At 69.9% G+C, this 17,132-nt stretch carries 16 protein-coding genes and 1 pseudogene; 11 read left to right on the top strand and 6 right to left on the bottom strand.

Going from position 1 to position 17,132, the window contains the following annotated elements:
- The first annotated feature begins 97 nt into the window (after positions 1 to 97).
- The gene (locus tag ACFVJ5_RS02380) at positions 98 to 433 is read left to right on the top strand and encodes an STAS domain-containing protein (protein ID WP_101468711.1); all 336 of its coding nucleotides are present in this window, start codon (positions 98 to 100) and stop codon (positions 431 to 433) included.
- A gap of 63 nt (positions 434 to 496) precedes the next feature.
- Here the strand turns inward: ACFVJ5_RS02380 and ACFVJ5_RS02375 are convergent, their stop codons facing one another.
- Positions 497 to 1,534, bottom strand: coding sequence for an LLM class F420-dependent oxidoreductase (locus ACFVJ5_RS02375; RefSeq protein WP_379218119.1), 1,038 nt, complete (start codon positions 1,532 to 1,534; stop codon positions 497 to 499).
- 149 nt (positions 1,535 to 1,683) lie between these two features.
- Here ACFVJ5_RS02375 and ACFVJ5_RS02370 point away from each other — a divergent pair, with 149 nt between their 5' ends.
- Positions 1,684 to 2,343 carry a cyclodeaminase/cyclohydrolase family protein gene (locus tag ACFVJ5_RS02370; protein ID WP_379218118.1) on the top strand — a complete coding sequence of 220 codons (660 nt, stop codon included), beginning with the start codon at positions 1,684 to 1,686 and terminating at the stop codon, positions 2,341 to 2,343.
- Between the two features lies 1 nt (position 2,344).
- Here ACFVJ5_RS02370 and ACFVJ5_RS02365 read toward each other — a convergent pair whose 3' ends face one another.
- Positions 2,345 to 3,229 (bottom strand): NADP-dependent oxidoreductase, encoded by an 885-nt coding sequence (locus tag ACFVJ5_RS02365; RefSeq protein WP_379218117.1) that lies wholly within the window; start codon positions 3,227 to 3,229, stop codon positions 2,345 to 2,347.
- A 75-nt stretch (positions 3,230 to 3,304) separates the two neighbouring features.
- On the opposite strand from ACFVJ5_RS02365, the gene ACFVJ5_RS02360 reads away from it, so the two are divergent.
- The 3 genes and pseudogenes from ACFVJ5_RS02360 (at position 3,305) to ACFVJ5_RS02350 (ending at position 5,896) form a co-directional block, all read left to right on the top strand.
- Positions 3,305 to 3,748 carry a winged helix-turn-helix transcriptional regulator gene (locus tag ACFVJ5_RS02360; protein WP_379218116.1) on the top strand — a complete coding sequence of 148 codons (444 nt, stop codon included), beginning with the start codon at positions 3,305 to 3,307 and terminating at the stop codon, positions 3,746 to 3,748.
- Between the two features lie 231 nt (positions 3,749 to 3,979).
- Positions 3,980 to 4,396 (top strand): annotated as a pseudogene (locus ACFVJ5_RS02355) (L,D-transpeptidase); the annotation flags it as partial.
- A 111-nt stretch (positions 4,397 to 4,507) separates the two neighbouring features.
- Positions 4,508 to 5,896 (top strand): hypothetical protein, encoded by a 1,389-nt coding sequence (locus ACFVJ5_RS02350; protein ID WP_379218115.1) that lies wholly within the window; start codon positions 4,508 to 4,510, stop codon positions 5,894 to 5,896.
- Between the two features lie 179 nt (positions 5,897 to 6,075).
- Here ACFVJ5_RS02350 and ACFVJ5_RS02345 read toward each other — a convergent pair whose 3' ends face one another.
- Positions 6,076 to 6,927 carry a bifunctional 5,10-methylenetetrahydrofolate dehydrogenase/5,10-methenyltetrahydrofolate cyclohydrolase gene (locus ACFVJ5_RS02345; protein ID WP_379218114.1) on the bottom strand — a complete coding sequence of 284 codons (852 nt, stop codon included), beginning with the start codon at positions 6,925 to 6,927 and terminating at the stop codon, positions 6,076 to 6,078.
- Positions 6,928 to 7,090: 163 nt separating this feature from the next.
- Between ACFVJ5_RS02345 and ACFVJ5_RS02340 the strand changes: the two genes are divergently transcribed.
- Positions 7,091 to 7,963 carry a YdcF family protein gene (locus ACFVJ5_RS02340; RefSeq protein WP_379218113.1) on the top strand — a complete coding sequence of 291 codons (873 nt, stop codon included), beginning with the start codon at positions 7,091 to 7,093 and terminating at the stop codon, positions 7,961 to 7,963.
- Between the two features lie 64 nt (positions 7,964 to 8,027).
- The gene (locus ACFVJ5_RS02335; protein WP_379218112.1) at positions 8,028 to 8,831 is read left to right on the top strand and encodes a putative protein N(5)-glutamine methyltransferase; all 804 of its coding nucleotides are present in this window, start codon (positions 8,028 to 8,030) and stop codon (positions 8,829 to 8,831) included.
- Between the two features lie 110 nt (positions 8,832 to 8,941).
- Here ACFVJ5_RS02335 and ACFVJ5_RS02330 read toward each other — a convergent pair whose 3' ends face one another.
- The gene (locus tag ACFVJ5_RS02330; RefSeq protein WP_379218111.1) at positions 8,942 to 9,769 is read right to left on the bottom strand and encodes an SDR family NAD(P)-dependent oxidoreductase; all 828 of its coding nucleotides are present in this window, start codon (positions 9,767 to 9,769) and stop codon (positions 8,942 to 8,944) included.
- A 30-nt stretch (positions 9,770 to 9,799) separates the two neighbouring features.
- Positions 9,800 to 11,374: a succinic semialdehyde dehydrogenase gene (locus tag ACFVJ5_RS02325; RefSeq protein ID WP_357362563.1), complete on the bottom strand. Its 1,575-nt coding sequence runs from the start codon at positions 11,372 to 11,374 to the stop codon at positions 9,800 to 9,802.
- 147 nt (positions 11,375 to 11,521) lie between these two features.
- Here ACFVJ5_RS02325 and ACFVJ5_RS02320 point away from each other — a divergent pair, with 147 nt between their 5' ends.
- Positions 11,522 to 12,202 (top strand): TetR/AcrR family transcriptional regulator, encoded by a 681-nt coding sequence (locus tag ACFVJ5_RS02320; protein WP_379218110.1) that lies wholly within the window; start codon positions 11,522 to 11,524, stop codon positions 12,200 to 12,202.
- Here ACFVJ5_RS02320 and ACFVJ5_RS02315 read toward each other — a convergent pair.
- The gene (locus ACFVJ5_RS02315) at positions 12,176 to 13,096 is read right to left on the bottom strand and encodes a DMT family transporter (RefSeq protein ID WP_379218109.1); all 921 of its coding nucleotides are present in this window, start codon (positions 13,094 to 13,096) and stop codon (positions 12,176 to 12,178) included. The genes ACFVJ5_RS02320 and ACFVJ5_RS02315 overlap by 27 nt on opposite strands.
- A gap of 264 nt (positions 13,097 to 13,360) precedes the next feature.
- On the opposite strand from ACFVJ5_RS02315, the gene ACFVJ5_RS02310 reads away from it, so the two are divergent.
- From ACFVJ5_RS02310 to ACFVJ5_RS02300, 3 genes are all read left to right on the top strand, one after another.
- Positions 13,361 to 14,062: a response regulator gene (locus ACFVJ5_RS02310; RefSeq protein ID WP_379218108.1), complete on the top strand. Its 702-nt coding sequence runs from the start codon at positions 13,361 to 13,363 to the stop codon at positions 14,060 to 14,062.
- 26 nt (positions 14,063 to 14,088) lie between these two features.
- Complete coding sequence (locus ACFVJ5_RS02305) at positions 14,089 to 15,096, top strand: ATP-binding protein (RefSeq protein WP_379219750.1); 1,008 nt, start codon at positions 14,089 to 14,091, stop codon at positions 15,094 to 15,096.
- Between the two features lie 72 nt (positions 15,097 to 15,168).
- Complete coding sequence (locus tag ACFVJ5_RS02300) at positions 15,169 to 17,118, top strand: DUF4153 domain-containing protein (RefSeq protein WP_379218107.1); 1,950 nt, start codon at positions 15,169 to 15,171, stop codon at positions 17,116 to 17,118.
- The last annotated feature ends 14 nt before the right edge of the window (positions 17,119 to 17,132 follow it).

The raw sequence follows: 17,132 nt of genomic DNA, 5'->3' as shown, positions 1-17,132 counted from the left end.
TGGCGAGCAAGCGCTGTGGCTTGCGTATTCGGGCAAAGTTGTGTGTTGTTGAACAGTGACCAACTCTTCCGGAGACGCGTATCCACTCACGGACACGATGACCACCACGACGGCGGTACACGACGGCGTCACGGTGCTGACGGTGACCGGCGAGGTCGACCTGGCGACCGCACCCGCCCTCGATGCCACCATCGAGGCCATCCTGGCCGAGAAACCGGCGGCGCTGGTGATCGACCTGACCGCGGTCGGGTTCCTGGCGTCGGCGGGCATGGCGACGCTGGTCGCCGCGCATCAGCGGGCAGGCGAGACCACCTCGATCGCGGTCGTGGCGGACGGACCCGCCACCAGTCGTCAGCTGAAGATGACGAGCCTGGACCAGGTGTTCGCCATGCACACCACCCTGGATGCCGCCTTGGCGTCGTTCACGTCCTGACACAACACAACGCGCCGCCGCCCGGGAATGTCCGGACGGCGGCGCGTTTGTCGTCGGTGGGTGTCAGCAGAGCGAGCGCAGCTGCTCGATCAGCTTGACGCGGCCCGCGGCGTTCTCGGCGATCGGCGTGACGTTGAGCGTGGTGACGCCCGCCTCGGCCATCGCCGCGATGCGCTCCTTCACGAAGCTCTCCGGACCGATCAGCGACACGTCGCGCACCAGCTCGTCGGGCACGGCCTGGGTCGCGGCCTGCTTGTCGCCTGCCAGGTACAGCTCCTGGATGCGGTCGGCGGCCTCGCCGTAACCGTACTTGGTGGCGAGGGTGTGATAGAAGTTCTTGCCCTTGGCGCCCATGCCGCCGATGTAGAGCGCCAGGTGCGGCTTCACGAACTCGAGCAGTCCGGTGACGTTCTCACCGATCGCCAGTGCGGGACCGGCGAAGATGTCGAGCTCGCCCAGCGCCGGATCACGCTTGGCCTTGCCCGCGGCGAGCGATTCGCCCCACACGTCCTTCGCCTTCTCCGGCAGGAAGAAGATCGGCTGCCAGCCGTTGGCGACCTCGGCGGCCAGCTCCACGTTCTTCGGACCGAGCGCGGCCAGCAGCACCGGAATGTCCGCGCGCACCGGGTGATTGATCAGCTTGAGCTCTTTGCCCAGGCCGGTGCCACGCTCGGCGGGCAGCGGGATCTGGTAGTACTTGCCCTGGTAGTTGAGCTTCTCGCGGCGCCACACCGTGCGGCAGATTTCGAGGAGTTCGCGGGTGCGGCCGATCGGGGCGTCGTAGGGAACGCCGTGGAAGCCTTCGATGACCTGCGGGCCCGAGGCGCCGATGCCGAGGATGAACCGGCCGTCGGAGACGTAGTCCAGGCCCGCCGCGGTCATCGCGGTGAGGCTGGGGGTCCGGGTGTAGAGCTGCAGGATGCCCGAGGCCAGCTGCACCCGCTCGGTGCGGGCGGCCAGGAAGCCCAGCGCGCTCACCGCGTCGAACGAGTACGCCTCCGGCACGAAGACGATGTCGAGGCCGGCGCGTTCCAGGTCGGCGACCTCGGCCGCCGTCTCCTTGAAACCGTCCGTGTAGTTGATGCTCAATCCGATCCGCATGCACCCAACATAGCCCCGGACAACGCGCGCACCCCGACCGGTCGGTCTGTCGGCACAGGTGCTGGTCGAGCGGGGTGCGCGGGCGGGCACGCGGTAGCGTTGGGAGAAGATTCCACGCAATTCTCGCCGCATCGAAAGGCCACCCCGTCGTGTCGCAGCCCACCGTGTCGCCGCAGCAGATCGCCCCCTCCTTCGGTTCGGTGACCTTGGAGCACTACCTGTCGGAGCTGGCCGCGAAAGTGCCAGCCCCCGGTGGCGGGGCCGTGGCCGCGCTGCACGCCGCGCAGGCCGCCGCGCTGGTGGCGATGGTGGCGCGCTACACCACCCGTGCCAAGGACGCGCAGAACCGGCCGGTGATCGACCAGATCATCGTGGCCGCCGACGCCGCGCTGGCCAGGTCGCTCGAGCTCGCCGACGCCGACGCCGCCGCGTTCACCGCCGTCGGCGCCGCCTACAAGCTGCCCAAGGACACCGACGCCGAGATCGCCGCTCGCACCGCGGCGATCAACGCGGCACTGGTCGAGGCCGCGCGCGTGCCCGCCGCCGTGGTCGACGAGGCCGACGAAATCCTCTCGCTGGCCGCCGAACTGCTGCCGATCGGCAATCCGAACGTGGTCACCGACATCGGCGCCGCCGCCGACGCCGCCCGCGCCGCGGCGATGAGTTCGCAACTCAATATCGAGATCAACGTCGGCTCGCTGCCCGCCGACCTGGGCGACCCGTTCGCCGCCGCGCTGTTGCGCGTCGACACCGTCGCCGCCCGCGCCGACGCCCTGCACGGCGACGTGCTGCACGCCGTCCGCGGCTGAGTCAGCGGTCCGCGGTGAGCACGATCTTGCCGCGGACCCGACCGGATTCGCTGCGCCGATGCGCGGCGGCGAGTTCGGTGATCGGCAGGATCTGCGCGATGTCGACGGTCAGCTCCCCGCGGTCCACCGTCGCCGCGAGCTCGTCGAGCGCGGCCGTCGTCGGATCGACATAGAGTCGGCGCACGCGCGAATCCGGGTGTGTCGCCGGGCCTTCGGCGGCGACCACCTGCCCGGTGTCGCTCAGGACGGTCAATGATCGATCCGTGTAGTCGCCGCCGATCAGGTCCACCACGAGGTCGACCTCGCGCACCGCGGTGGTGAAATCGATGGTCTGGTAGTCGATCGGTTCGGTGACGCCGAGTTCGCGCAGATAGGCGTGATTGCCGGTCCGCGCGGTGGCGGCGATCCACGCGCCGCGCCGCGCCGCGATCTGCACCGCCAGATGCCCGACGCCACCGGCCGCCGCGTGCACCAGGACCCGCTCGCCCGGCCGCACCGAGGCCAGTGCCTGCCAGGCGGTGACCCCGGCCACCGGCAGCGCGGCCGCGTGCACCGGGTCGATCGAGGCGGGCACGCGAGCCAGCCGATTCTCCTGCGCCACTACGTATTCCGCGTTGGCGCCACCGAACACCATGCCGTACACCGCGTCTCCCGGCGCGAAACGTGTCGCCTCGTCACCCACCGCCGCGACGACCCCGGACACATCGAGCCCGAGCACCAGCGGCGGCTCACCCAGCCGCCGGATCAGGCCGCTGCGCACCTTCCAGTCCGCGGCGTTGACGCTGGTGGCCACGACGCGCACCAACACCTCCCCCGGACCCGGTGTAGGCCGCGGCACCTCTGCCCTTTCGAAGACGTCCGGACCGCCGAAAGATCTCTGCACCATCTGCCACATACCGTCGAGTCTGCGCCGACCGGTATCCCCGCGGTAGTAGGCACCTTTCGGATACCGTGGTACCTCATGGATACCGTCAGCGGCGAACAGAGTTCGGTCGAAGCGTTCCTGCGGGACTGCCCCGCGCGGCAACTGCTGTCGGTACTCGCCGACAAATGGGTCCTGCTGGTTCTCGGCAGCTTGCGCGAGGCGGGCGGGCCGGTGCGTTTCAACGCCTTGCGCAGACGCCTGGACGGCATCACCCAGAAGGTGCTCACCCGAACGCTGCGCGACCTGGAACGCGACGGCCTGGTCCGGCGCGAGGTGTTCCCCACGATGCCGCCCCGGGTGGAGTACAGCATCACCGCGCTCGGGGCGGATCTGGGGCGGATCAGCCAGGCGATGGGTGCCTGGGTAGTCGAACACCACGCGCAGATCACCGCCGCCAGAGCCGAATTCGATGCCGCGCGCACCGCCGAACCGGCCGCGCTGCCGCAACCGGGGCGCCCGCTGTCGCCGGTCTCGAAGTGAGAACGCTTTATCGGGGCCTCGACCTGCGTGAACGCAAGACGACACACCGTCGGACCCGTCGGCCGTTACCACTTCGATAGGTCGAGTTGATCATGGCGGCCTAGACTTGGAATCCGCCTACGAGTGAGTGAAGGGGTGGCGTTTATGAGGAGCGCATTTCGTGTCCTGTTCGTCGCGATCATGGCGGCAATACTGGCCGCAGCCTGGTCGGGAGCCGCGTCCGCGGACCTGATCGGAGGCCAGCGCACCCAATACGGCGGTGGCACCTACGCCGAGGCGAACCTGTCGACGCACACCTTCACTGTCAGCCAGGGTGGACAGGTTGTGCGGGTGATGCCCGCGTCGATGGGCAAGCCCGGTTTCGAGACTCCCACCGGTACCTTCAGCGTGCTGGAGAAGGATCGGTCGGTGGTGTTCGACTCGCGGACCATCGGCATCCCGCTCGACGACCCCGAGGGCTACATCATCGACGGTGAATACGCCGTGCGCCTCACCTGGGGTGGCGTGATGGTGCACTCGGCACCGTGGTCGGTGGACTCGCAGGGCAACGCCAATGTGAGCCACGGCTGCATCAACCTCGCACCCGACGACGCCGCCTGGTACTACGAGAATGTCGGCATCGGCGATGAGGTCTATATCCACTGGTAAACATTTTCCCTCGTGGCATTCGGCGAACGCGCCGTCAGGGCAGTATCGTGCCCGTAACGAAATCGTTGCGGGACATACCCTGACGGCGACGAGCCTGATGAAGGTGGGGCGATGGATCGACCGGAAGCGCACAGACCGATCGGGGCTCGACAGCACGACCCGGGATCGGCCGGTGCTCCGCTCGCGGCTGTCACCCCGATTCGGCGGTCCCGCGATCTGAGCGCGCCACGGCCCCGCCGGGTCAGCGATCAGCCCGCCGGCGGCGCCCGCCACCGGATCGAAGGTGGACCGACGACACCGGCCGGTATTCCGGTCATCTCGGTGGCCCGGCTTCGCGACGCCGAACACGACGAGGTCGTTCCCGTCGTTCCGGCGGACGCCACCGTCACCGATCGGCTGCCCGTGGTCGGCGGGAAATTCGATCCCGGTGCGCGCCACCGCCTCCCGGACACCGCGTTCTCGATCGACGACAACGGTCCCGACACCGATCAACTGCCGATCGTCACCGCCCCCGGCCCCGCGTGGGCGGCCCTCGAACATCCGAGGCCCGGCTACGACGCCGCGGCGACCTGGCATTCGCGTCCCACCCCCGAGTACCCCGGTGCGGACACCTTCCCACCGCGCCCGGCGGCCGTGCCGACCAGCGGCGCGGACACGTTCCCACGGCGCCCCGCACCCGAGAACCGTGCGCATACTTTCCCGCCACTCCCCGCACCCGAGAACCGTGCGGATACCTTCCCGCCACGCCCGGCGGCGGACTACCGAGGTCCGGATACCTTCCCGCCGCACCCGGCGCCCGAGTACCTCGGCGCGGACACCTTCCCACCACGCTTCGCACCCGGCTACCCGGAGACGGACGCCCTGTCATCACACGACACCGACGACGGCGCCGACGACGAATCTTCGCGTGCCGCACCCGATTACAGCGGTGACGACGAAGTCTTCGCGCGGATGATCGACCGCTCCAAGCGACGGCGTGTGCCCCGCTGGGTCGCACCACTGGTCGCCTCGGTGGCAGGCGCTGTGCTCCTCGGCGGCACCTACGTCCAACTGCGCGGGCCCGCACCGGCTTCCACGGCGGCGAGCACCCCGCTCATCCCGAGTTCGGTGAGCCCGGTGACGGCCGAGTGCCCCACCGAACAGATCGGCGCGATGGTGCGGGGCAACGGCGCGGGCGGCACCGAGTCCGGCATCGCGGCGATCATGGCCTTTCAGTACGCGTACTACGTCGCGCGCTCCGGCGACCAGGCACGGACCCTCGTGGCCTCGGACGCGGTCGCGCCGTCGGCGGCCGCCATCCAGGCCGGGATCGACTCCACTCCGGTGGGGACCACGCACTGCGTGGAGATCACTCCGGGCGCCTACGCCGGGCAGTACCTGGTCAAGATCACCGCGTTCCGACCGGATTCGGCCCCCAGCACCTACACGCCACAGCTGGTGGGGACCGCCGCGGTCGGCAACAAGACGCTGATCACTTCATTCGGAGCGGCACCCCGCTAGCTCCTGAACGCGGGCCGGTCTCGACTACGGCCGCCCCGGCACCGACCATGGTCCGCACTCGATCAGCACGCGGCCGCTGGCCTACCGCCGTTGACGGGTCTCGCCGCGATGTCGCGCCGAGACCACACGGTACCGACTTCGCCCGCGGGTAGATCCCGCGGCTGAATCGCGAAAGATGCTCAGGCGCGTGCTTTTTCGGCCGCGACGACCACATGGCGCATGAGCAACGCGGTGGTCACCGGGCCGACACCGCCGGGCACAGGGCTCAGCGCCGCGACCTTGCCGGTGACCGACGCCGCGTCGACATCGCCCACGATCTTGCCGTCCGCGGCCTCGTTGGTACCCACATCGATCACCACGGCGCCGTCACCGATGTGCTGACCGGTGACCAGGCCGATCCGGCCCGCCGCGGCGACCACGATATCGGCGGGAGTCGTCACCGCAGCCAGGTCGGCGGTGCGTGAATGCGCGACGGTGACGGTCGCGTTCTCGGCAAGCAGCAGCTGAGCGAGGGGCTTTCCGACGATGTTGGAGCGGCCGACCACGGTGACCAGACGCCCCTGCAGCGCGATCCCGTGATGCTTCAGCAGTTCGACGACGGCTTCGGAGGTGGCGGGGACGAAACCGTCGAGGCCGGAGGCGAGCAGGCCGAGCGAGAGCGGGCTGACACCGTCGACGTCCTTGGTCGCGGCGATCGCCGAACTCACGTCGTCGAGGTTCACGCCCGCGGGCAGCGGGGTCTGCAGCATGATCGCGTCGGTCGCCGGGTCGGCGCTGCGCGCGCTCAGCTCGGCGCGGATTGCCTCGGCGCTCGCGTCCGCGCCGAGATCGATGCGCTCGCAGGCTATTCCGAGTCGTTCGGCCGCCTTGCGCAGGGAGTTCACGTACCAGGCGCTGGCCGGGTCGTCGTTGGCGACGATCAGCGCCAGCGTCGGCGCGGTGCCCGCGGCGGTGAGCGCGGCCGCGCGCTCCTTCGAGTCGGCGTTGATGGCGGCGGCGAGTTCCTTGCCGGTCAGCGAAGCGGTATCCACGGTGTGACACCTTATCCGCCGCCGGACCGACGGCGTGGCGCCGGGCCGCGACGCGCGCAAGCTGGTCGAGGTCCACCGCGCTCCGGTCGGGCGGTCGTAGGGTGTCGGCAGCTCTGCTCTGCCAGCACGTACCGAACCGTTCGCGGGAAGGGTTGCGACTGTCGTGAAGATCTCGAGGCACTGGAAACACCTGGCCGCCGCCGCGGTGGCGACCGCCGCGCTGACCGGCACCACGATCGGCCCGGCCGCCGCGGAAGCCGATGTGGCCGCGCTCTACAACTCGGCACAGCGGCACTTCACCGACGGTGACGACGCCGCGGGACGCGCCGACCTGCGGGCCCTCATCGCCGCCGATCCCCACGATGCCGATGCGCTCGCGCTGCAGGCGATCTGGTCGCACTACGCGGGTGACGGAGCCGCGGTCGGCGACGCCCTGGCCCGGCTCGGCGGAATCGACGCGGGCATGGCGGCGGGCACCAACCACGTGCTGCACGCGGTGACCGCGGCGGCCGCCACCCTGCCCAACCCGCTGCCCGCGCTCGTCGGTCCACAGACCGGCATCGTGGTCCTGGGCTACGGGCTGCTGCCCGACGGCGCGTTGCGCCCCGAGCTGGAGAACCGGCTCACCGCGGCGTGGTTGCAGGCGATCGCCGCCCCGTTCTCCCCGGTGATCGTGACCGGCGGCAATCCGCAGAACGGCATCTCCGAGGCCGAGGCGATGCGGCGCTGGCTGGTCGCGCGCGGGCTGCCGGGCGATCGGATCCACGTGGAGGATCGGGCCGGGTCGACGGTGCAGAACGCGCTGTTCAGCACGCGACTGCTGCGCGATCTCGGCGCGACCAGCGCGGTGGTGGTGACCTCGCCGAATCACATTCGGCGCGCGGTCGCCGACTTCATCGTCGCGGGGACGACCGTGGTCGGCGCGATGACCTCGCTCGAACAGCTGGTTTCCCAATTGCCCCCGCCCCCGCGCAACGCCCAGCGCGGGATCTATCTGGACGCGACCCGCACCTTCGAACTGGACACCTCGCGCTGATTCGTCGCGCCGTCACCGCCACCGGCGACGATAATTCGGTTGCCCGGTCAGGAACAATCGGCGCATGAGTGGTTCCGGTTTTCCCGAGGTGGTCGTCGAGTTGCGGCGCGCGGGATGTGTGTTCGCCGAGGACGAGGCCACGCTGCTGATCGAAGCGGCGGCCGGCGATCCTGGGCGCCTGAATGCGTTGGTGCGGCAGCGGGTCTCGGGGACGCCGCTCGAATATCTGCTCGGCTGGGTGGAATTCCGGGGGCTGCGGGTCGGGGTGCGGCCCGGGGTTTTCGTGCCGCGTCAGCGCACGGCGTTCCTGGTGGAGCAGGCGGTCGACGGCGTCGCGCCGCACGCCACGCGAGCCTGCGTGGTCGACCTGTGTTGTGGCTGTGGGGCCCTCGGGCTGAGCGCGGCGACCGAGCTCACCGCACGCGGGTGCGACATCGAGCTCGTCGCCGCTGATATCGACCCCGTCGCCGTCGCCTGCGCGCGCGAGAATCTCGCGCCGATGAGCGCACCGGTGTTCGGTGGCGACCTGTTCGACGCGCTGCCGGGTGACCTGCGCGGGCGCATCGACATCCTGCTCGCGAACACACCGTATGTGCCCAGTGCCCGAGTCGCGGATCTGCCGCCGGAGGCGCGCGAGCACGAGCCGCTCGCCGCGCTGGACGGTGGGGCGGACGGGCTCGACGTGTTCCGGCGGGTCGCCGAAGGGGCGGCCACCTGGCTGGCGCCGGGCGGCACGGTCTTGGTGGAAACCGGGGCGGGGCAGGTCGATACCGCGTGTTCGGTGCTCATCGCGCACGGTCTCGAGCCTCGCGTCGCGGAGTCCGAGGAGTACTACGCCACGGTGGTTCTCGGCACCCGGGATCGCTGATCGCGCGGACACGACCGTCGAGACCGCCCGTACTGCCGTCGGACACGACAGTGCCCCCGTCGAACGATCGCCTGCGCGACCCGTCGGCGGGGGCACCCCGCACCGAATGCCTACTTGCGTCCGGTGAACTGATCCATCGAGTGGTACACGCCCACCGCGTTCAGGTAGAAGTCGCGAACCTTGATCGGCAGCAGACCGGTCAGTGCCCGGTTCATCCGCGAGGTCCACGGGAGCACCACCAGGGCGCCGCCCTTCTTCATCTCCGACCACGAGGTGTCGACGACCTCGTGCTGCTCGAGCATCGGCGTGAACAGAATGCCCTTCGCGCCGTCGAACATGCCGGTGTTGATGTAGGTCGGACAGACCGTGGTGACCTTCACGTGGTCGTGGCCCGCCTGCTCGAGCTCGAGGCGCACCGAATCCGACCAGCCCAGCGCCGCCCACTTCGACCCCGCGTAGACGGCCATGCGCGGGTTGGCGACCAGACCGGCCGACGACGCGATATTGAGCACGCGCGCCTGGCCCGCACCGGCGACCATGCCGGCCAGGAACTCCAGGGTGACGTACATCGGGGCCAACGAGTTGATCGCCATCGTCTTGTCGATGTCGGCGCGGTTCTCGGTTTCCCAGAAGTAGGTGTTGCCACGGACGATGCCCGCGTTGTTGACGAGGATGTCGATGCCGCCGACCTCCTTGCGCACCGCCTCGCCCGCCTCGCGGATCGAGTCCTGCGAGGACACATCCACCACGTAGTGGTGCACCTTGCCGCCCGCGGCGGTCAGCTGCGTCGCGGTCTCGCGCAGCGCCAGCTCGTTGATATCCCACAGCACCACCGCGTCGGCGCCTTCGGCAACGGCCTTCTCGGCGAACAACTTCCCGAGCCCCATCGCCGCGCCGGTGATGAGAACCCGCTTGCCTGCGACCGTTTCCAACTTCATTTCTCGCTACCTACCCCTGCTCGTGTTCCGCTACTTCTGGCGCAGTGTCTTCATGACACCGAAAACCACCGTCATCGTCTTGGCCCACATCTGCTCGGACATGCCGGGCAGCGGCGCGATCGGCAGCAGCCGTTGGACCGCGATGGTCTGGGTGTCGATGTACTTCAGCAGGCCTTCCGGACCGTGGCGACGCCCCTGACCGGAGATGCCGAGACCACCCGAGGGCGCGTCGACGCTGCCCCAGGCGGCGCTGAAGCCCTCGTTCACGTTCACCGAACCGGCGTTGATCCGGGCGGCGACTTCCTTGCCACGGTTCACGTCCCGGCTCCACACACTGGCGTTGAGGCCGTAGGCGGTGTCGTTGGCTGCCTCGACGGCGGCCTCGTCGGAGTCGACCTTGTACACCGAGACAACCGGGCCGAAGGTCTCCTCGCGGAAGACCGTCATGCCGGGCGCCACGTCCGCGAGCACGGTGGGCTCGTAGAAGTACGGACCGAGATCCGGGCGGGCACGGCCACCGGCGAGCACCTTGGCGCCCTTGGCGACCGCGTCGTCGACGTGCCCGCTGACGGTGTCGAGCTGACGCTGGAAGGTCAGCGAACCCATGTCCCGGCTGTAGTCGAGTTCGCCGCCGAGCGACATGTTCTTGACGTTGCCGACGAATTCCGCGACGAACTGGTCGTAGACCGAGGCGTCGACGTAGATGCGTTCCATCGATTCGCAGAGCTGACCGGCCGACGAGAAGCACGCGCGCACAGCCAGTTTCGCCGCCTTGGAGACATCGGCGTCGGCCAGCACGAGCAGCGGGTTCTTGCCGCCCAGTTCCAGGGAGTAGCCGATCAGGCGTTCGCCGGCCTGCTGGGCGATGGTCCGGCCGGTCGCGCTGGAACCGGTGTAGTCGACGTAGTCGGCGCGTGCGATCACGTCGCCGCCGATCTCGCGGCCACGACCGAGCACCGCCTGCCACAGACCGCGCGGCAGCCCGGCCCGCTCGGCGGCGTCGATGGCCCACAGTGCGGTGAGCGCCGTCTGGTTGTCGGGACGCGCGATGACCGCGTTGCCCGCGAGCAGGGCGGGCAGCGCGTCGGAGGCCGCCAGCGCGAGGGGGTAGTTCCACGGCGAGATGACCGCGACGACGCCCTTGGGCCGATTGTGTACCTCGACCGAGGTGAGGACCGGCAGCACGCCGCGCGGCTTGCGCTCAGCGAGCAGTTTGGGGGCGACCGTGGCGTAGTAGCGCGCGTTCAGCGCCACGTCGGCGATCTCGTCGAAGGCGTGCGGGCGGGACTTGCCGGTCTCGGTCTGCACGATGTCGAGGATGGTGTCCTGCTCGGCGAGCACGATGTCGTGGAAGCGGCGCACGATCTCGGCACGCTGCTTGACTCCCACTTTGGCCCAGTCGCGCTGCGCGTGCCTGGCGACGGCGAAGGCGCGCTCGATATCGGCGACCGAGGACTGCGGCAGGTCGCCGATCTTGTGGCCGGTAGCCGGGGCGAAGACCGGAACCGACGGGGCGCCACCGGCGACTCCGCGTTCGAACAGGGGCTTGACCAGCGCGGCGGGCAGCGCGGTGGGTTCGGCGGTCAGCTCTGGGGCTGTCGTCATTGTCGGCCCTTCTCCTCAACAGATGGATCGCGCGGAACAAGTCGCGCACGTTCAGGTTATTTACTGAACACTAGTGTTAGATTAATGCCAGCGCCAGGGTTCGTGTCAAGCTTTCAAGGTGTGTTCACCAGCGGTGAGGGAGGTGCGATGACCGAGGAATCGACGACGGTGCGTCGCGGGCGCCCGCCGCAGACCCAGGAACAGGCCGAGGAAGTCCGCGCCAGGATCGTCGAGGCGACCGCCGCGGTGTTCACCCGCAACGGTTCGCGCGGGTTGAGCGTCGCGCAGATCATCGAAGAGGCCGGGCTGGCCAGGCCCACGTTCTACCGCTATTTCGGCAATGCGTCCGAGCCGTTGCACGCGGTGCTCGACGCGTCCAACGACGGCCTCGTCGGCGGCATCCGCGAAGCGCTCGCGGGCACCGACGAGCCGGTCCAGCTGGGCATCCGGCTGATCGACGCGTATGTGGACTGGGCGCGCGGGCACGGCCCGATGCTGCGACCCTTGTTCGCCGAACTGCACGATCCCGGCTCGGTGGTGTCGGGCTATCGCGAACGCGCCCTCGACGACATTCGCGACCTGGTGCGCAAGACCTTCGGCGAACTCGGGCGCCCGGCGCCCGCACCACTGGACCTCGACGCGGCCCTGCACGTGTGCGAGTACATCGTCTACCGGCTCACCGCCGGCAGCGAGCCGGGCAGCGATCCCGATCCGGCGCTGGCGTCCGAGGCCAGGGTGACCATGATCCGCGTCCTGCTGGTCACCCTCGGCACCCGCGACGATCTCGCCTACGCGATGGAACTACCCGGCCTGTTCCCTGATCCGTAGCGCTTCGTCGGGGTCCTCGGCCGCGAGACCTGCCGTGACCAGGGCGAGCGAGAGCAGCGCCGCACCGAACCAGCCCACGAGACCGAGCCGCTCGTCCAAGAACAGCACCGCCAGCAACGTGCCGGTGAGCGGTTCGAGCAGGGCCAGCAGTGCGCCGGCGCCCGCGCCCGCCCCGGTGAGGCCACGGAAGTAGAGCGTGTACGCGATGGCCGTCGGGAACAGCCCGAGCGCGAGAGCTCCCAGCACGCCGGGCAGGTTCGGGTCGATCGTGGTGCTGGTCATGGCCGCCGGGAGAGCGAGCAGCACCGCGCCCGCGGTGAACCCGGCGCCGGTACCGGTGACGGGGTCGAGGCCGGGAACCGGAACCGCGGCGATCACCGTGAGCACGGCGAAGGCGGTGGCCGCGCCCAGAGCCATGGCCGCGCCCCACAGCGCCGCCGACCCGTCCGCACCGGGCGTGCCGACCAGGAGCGCGAGGCCGGTGAGGGCGAGTGCGAGGCCGCAGGCGCGGGTGCGATCGAGAGCTCGTCTGCCGGTGAGGTACTCGGCCAGGGCGACGACGACCGGGGACATCCCGATGGTGATCAGCGTCGCCAGGCTCACCGAGGACAGTGCCACCGCACCGAAATAGCAGCCCTGGAACACCGGTGCCAGGACGGCGATCGCACCGATGCGCCGCCATGCGGGCGCACCACGCGGGATCGCCCGGCGGGTGAGGACACAGAGCCCCACCAGCAGCAGTCCGCCGACGGCCAGGCGCACGGCGGCGACCGCGATCGGGGACAGGTGGGTCCAACGTTGGACGAGGGTGCCGAGTAGGCCGCCGGTCCCCCAGAGGATTCCGGCGACGACGAGATCAGCTGTGCCCACGCGGGCGGACAGCGAAACAGACATGGGTGTGCGCTCCTGCGACAGAAGGTGAGGGGGTCGCGAGAAGCGAGGTGCTGGAGTGAGCAGGCTCGATGGATCGGCCCGGCGAAATCACGAGCGGCCTGTTCGGCCGGTACGCGCGCTACTGGCGAGCGCGGCGGGGCACCTCGCTCAGGAGGCGGGCGGCGGGGTGGAACGGAAGCACTCGTGCACGTCGCGAGTGTACTCCACACAGAATCTCCACATTTGGCGACGCAACCCTCCACACCCGCTCGCTAGGGTCGCACCATGGAGAACAGTGGGGGCGGGACAGGACCGGCGGCACGCCGGATCCTGGTGGTCGACGACGAGGTGACGATCGCCGAGTCCGTGGCCGCGCGGTTGCGGGCCGAGGGGTTCACCGTCGATCTGGCACACGACGGGCCCGCCGCGGTGGCGGCGGCGCTGGCGGGGGAACCCGATCTGGTGGTTCTCGACGTCATGTTGCCCGGGTTCGACGGGCTGGAGGTGTGCCGTCGGATCCAAGCCGAGCGCCCGGTGCCCGTCCTCATGCTCACCGCGCGCACCGACGAGACCGACCAGCTCATCGGGCTCGGCGTCGGCGCCGACGACTATCTCACCAAGCCGTTCTCCATGCGGGTGCTCGCCGCCCGGGTGCACGCCCTGTTGCGGCGGGTGGATCGGGCCGCCGAGCGCGGCGACAACAGCATCGTCGTCGGCGATCTGCGGATAGATCTCGCCGAGCGTCGGGTGTGGCGCGGTGACACCGAAGCACGGCTCACCCCACTGGAATTCGACCTGCTGACCCGGCTCGCGCAACGCCCGAGGGCGGTGCTGGCCAGGGAACGACTACTCGAGGACATCTGGGACTGGTCCGACGCGGCGGGGACGCGCGCGGTGGATTCGCACGTGAAAGCGTTGCGGCGCAAGCTCGGTGCCGACCTCATCCGCACGGTGCACGGTGTCGGGTACGCCCTGGACGCACGATGACGGCCCCCGACCGCGCCACGGAGTTGATGGACCGGATCGCCGACGTGCTGCCGCGGCCGCTGGACCGGCTGCGGTCGATCAAACTCAAGCTGGCCGTGTTGATGTTGTGCTCGGGCGGTGTCGCGTTCGGGTACTTCCGCCTGAAGATCGGCTGGTTGCCGCCGCGCACCACCGTGGCCGCGATCGGGATCGCGCTGCTCACCTCGCAGTTCCTCGCCCACGGGATCACCCGGCCACTGCGCGAGATGACCGCGGCGGCGCGCCGAATGGCCCAGGGAGACTACAGCTTCCGCGTGCGAGCCTCCTCGCGCGACGAAGTGGGTCAGCTCGCGACCGCCTTCAACCAGATGGCCGCCGACCTGGCCGCCGCCGACCGGCAACGGCGCGACATCATCGCCAATGTGTCCCATGAGCTGCGCACGCCGGTGACCGCGCTGCACGCCGTCCTGGAAAATCTGGTCGACGGGGTGAGCGAACCCGACCCGGCGACGCTGCGCACCGCCCTGGCCCAGACCGAACGCCTCGGTCTGCTCGTCTCGGAACTGCTCGACCTGTCCAGCATCGAAGCGGGCGCGTTCACGCTGGATCGCGAAAACCTGCCGCTGGCACCACTGTTGGCGGAGGTGATCGCCGAAGCCGAGGTGATGACCGCCGCGCTCGGTCGCGGTGTCCGGTTCACCACCGCGATCGAACCCGGCTGCGCGGCCGTGTTCGCCGACCGGGCCCGCCTGCACCAGGTGCTGTTCAACCTGCTCGACAACGCCGCCAGGCACGGCCCATCGGGCGGCGAGGTCCGCGTCTCGGCGTCCGCCCGCCCCGAGGGCACCGTCCTCGAGATCCAGGACGACGGCCCCGGCATCCCGGAAGCCGAGCGCGCCACCGTCTTCGACCGTTTCACCCGTGGCGGTCGCACCGACGGCGGCGGCACCGGCCTCGGCCTCGCCATCGCCCGCTGGGTGATCGACCTGCACGGCGGCACCATCGCCGTCGCCGACCCCGGCTCCCGCATCCGCGTCGTCCTTCCCACGGACTGACCTCTACTTCGAAACCAGTGACCCGGCACTTCGGTCCCGGGACGCATCCGCACATCTCCAGGAGGGGAACCTATGTCCGACAAGCCGATACCCGAGGCGCCGACGCCCGATCAGGGCACTGCCGAGAACCAGCACACCGCGGCACAAGTCGCCGACAAGCCCAGCACCGACCCGACCGCGACCGACCCAACAAGCGAGGCGGCTGCGAGCATCGTGCCCGACACCGGCGGCACCACCGCGGCCGCCCGCGACCCCGAGGTGGGCGGCGATGCGACAGGCTCCGGTACTCAGTCGACAGCTGTACTCACCGAGACCGCGCCCGACCCGGCGACGCCGGCCGCGCCCCCCGTCTCGGTATCGTTCGCGAAATTGCTGGCCGCCCCTTCCGGGACCGCCGACCTACGGACCGCCGCGTGGCCGAGTCTGCCACCGCCCATCCCCCCGGTCCCCCCACGCTGGCACCGGGTAGCGCGCCCACCCGGCGTCCTCCCGGCAGCGGCACTCGCCGGAATCATCGGCGCCACGGTGATCCCGCTCGACCGTCCCGGCATCGGCTGGCTGATCGCCGGGACCGCCATCGCCGGAGCTCTCTGCGTCGTCGACTATCGCGCCCGGTCGGGCGGTCCGTCGTCCGAGCACACACCGGATTCCGCATCGACGGCCGAAACATCACCCGCTCCGGCTCCGTCCACGCCGGTGCCGCCTGCGGCCGACGGAGCCGACACGAACGCCGCTGAACCACTGCCACTTTCCGATACCGGTGCACGCGCACCGTCCAACGCCGACGACGTCGCCGCAGCTCCCCACTCTGTTTCGATCCATGATCGGGCCTGGTGGGCGGCAGCCGCGATTGTGCTGCTGGGAGTGGGAACGGTTCGGGCGGCGGGATGGCTGTTCGTGCTGTGTGTGATCGCGGCATGCGTCGCCGGGTCGTTGGCGGTGTTGGGGCGACGAAGTGTGCGTGGCATCGCGCACGACATGTTCGCGGTGCCGTTGGCGTCGTTCGGCGCTGTGCCGTGGGCGTTCTCGGGGTTGCGGGAGTCGCGATCAGTGGGGACCTCGAGTGTCCGCCGGTACGGGATCTCGGTGGCCGCGACGGCGGCGTTGCTGGTGGTGTTCGTGCCGCTGCTCGGTGGGGCGGACGCGACCTTCGCGAAGCTGCTGAACGGGCTCGTTCCGACCGTGGACGGCCCGGCGACATGGCAGTGGATCTTCTTGTTCGCTGTCGTCGCGGTAGGCGTGCTGGGGGCGCTGTATCTGCTCGCCGGGCCGCCTGCGCGCGCGGCGGATTCGGTTCGGCCGCAACGACTGTGGTCACGCAGTGAGTGGATGTTGCCGGTCGGGGCGCTGACCGTGTTGTTCGCCGTGTTCGTCGGCGCGCAGTTCGTCGCCCTGTTCGGTGGCGACGATTACGTGCAGCGCACCGCCGGTCTGACCTATGCCGAATACGCGCGCAGCGGATTCTGGCAGCTGTCGGCGGTGAGCATTCTGACGCTGGCCGTGATCCTCGCGGTACTGCACTGGTCGGTGCGCGACACCGCTGCCGACCGCCGGTCGCTGCGTATCCTGCTGAGCGCGGTGAGCGTGCTGGCGCTGGTGATCGTGTGCTCCGCGCTGGGCCGGATGTGGACCTACCAGCAGGCTTACGGGTTCACCGTGCTACGGCTGCTGGTGACCACCTGCGAGCTGTGGGTCGGCTTGGTCTACGTTCTCGTGCTGGCCGCCATCGCACGACTGCACTGGAGCTGGGTGCCGCGCGCCGCGATCGGGACGGCCTTGGCCACTCTCATCGCCCTCGCGGTGATCAACCCGGAACACCTTGTCGCCGAGCGCAATATCGACCGCTGGCACACCAGCGGCCGCCTGGACGCGGACTACCTGAACAATCTCTCCCCCGACATCCTCCCGGCCCTGGACCCGCTGCCCGCCTACCTCCGGACGCAGATCGAAACCCCCATCCTCGACGACCTCGACACCGACCACTGGTGGTCCTGGAACTGGTCACGCAGCGCAGCTCGCTGACCACTGTGACGCGC

This window comes from Nocardia sp. NPDC127606 (genome assembly GCF_042671725.1).
Lineage (GTDB): Bacteria > Actinomycetota > Actinomycetes > Mycobacteriales > Mycobacteriaceae > Nocardia.
The sequence above is the reverse complement of the archived record's forward strand: the minus strand, read 5'-3'. Positions and strand labels throughout refer to the sequence as shown.

Coding starts and splice junctions, on each gene's coding strand:
- ACFVJ5_RS02360 (WP_379218116.1), top strand. CDS start 3,305: ATGGATACCGTCAGCGGCGAACAGAGTTCGGTCGAAGCGTTCCTGCGG.
- ACFVJ5_RS02335 (WP_379218112.1), top strand. CDS start 8,028: ATGAGTGGTTCCGGTTTTCCCGAGGTGGTCGTCGAGTTGCGGCGCGCG.
- ACFVJ5_RS02300 (WP_379218107.1), top strand. CDS start 15,169: ATGTCCGACAAGCCGATACCCGAGGCGCCGACGCCCGATCAGGGCACT.
- ACFVJ5_RS02350 (WP_379218115.1), top strand. CDS start 4,508: ATGGATCGACCGGAAGCGCACAGACCGATCGGGGCTCGACAGCACGAC.
- ACFVJ5_RS02375 (WP_379218119.1), bottom strand. CDS start 1,534: ATGCGGATCGGATTGAGCATCAACTACACGGACGGTTTCAAGGAGACG.
- ACFVJ5_RS02315 (WP_379218109.1), bottom strand. CDS start 13,096: ATGTCTGTTTCGCTGTCCGCCCGCGTGGGCACAGCTGATCTCGTCGTC.
- ACFVJ5_RS02325 (WP_357362563.1), bottom strand. CDS start 11,374: ATGACGACAGCCCCAGAGCTGACCGCCGAACCCACCGCGCTGCCCGCC.
- ACFVJ5_RS02305 (WP_379219750.1), top strand. CDS start 14,089: ATGGACCGGATCGCCGACGTGCTGCCGCGGCCGCTGGACCGGCTGCGG.
- ACFVJ5_RS02330 (WP_379218111.1), bottom strand. CDS start 9,769: ATGAAGTTGGAAACGGTCGCAGGCAAGCGGGTTCTCATCACCGGCGCG.
- ACFVJ5_RS02380 (WP_101468711.1), top strand. CDS start 98: ATGACCACCACGACGGCGGTACACGACGGCGTCACGGTGCTGACGGTG.
- ACFVJ5_RS02365 (WP_379218117.1), bottom strand. CDS start 3,229: ATGGTGCAGAGATCTTTCGGCGGTCCGGACGTCTTCGAAAGGGCAGAG.
- ACFVJ5_RS02310 (WP_379218108.1), top strand. CDS start 13,361: ATGGAGAACAGTGGGGGCGGGACAGGACCGGCGGCACGCCGGATCCTG.
- ACFVJ5_RS02320 (WP_379218110.1), top strand. CDS start 11,522: ATGACCGAGGAATCGACGACGGTGCGTCGCGGGCGCCCGCCGCAGACC.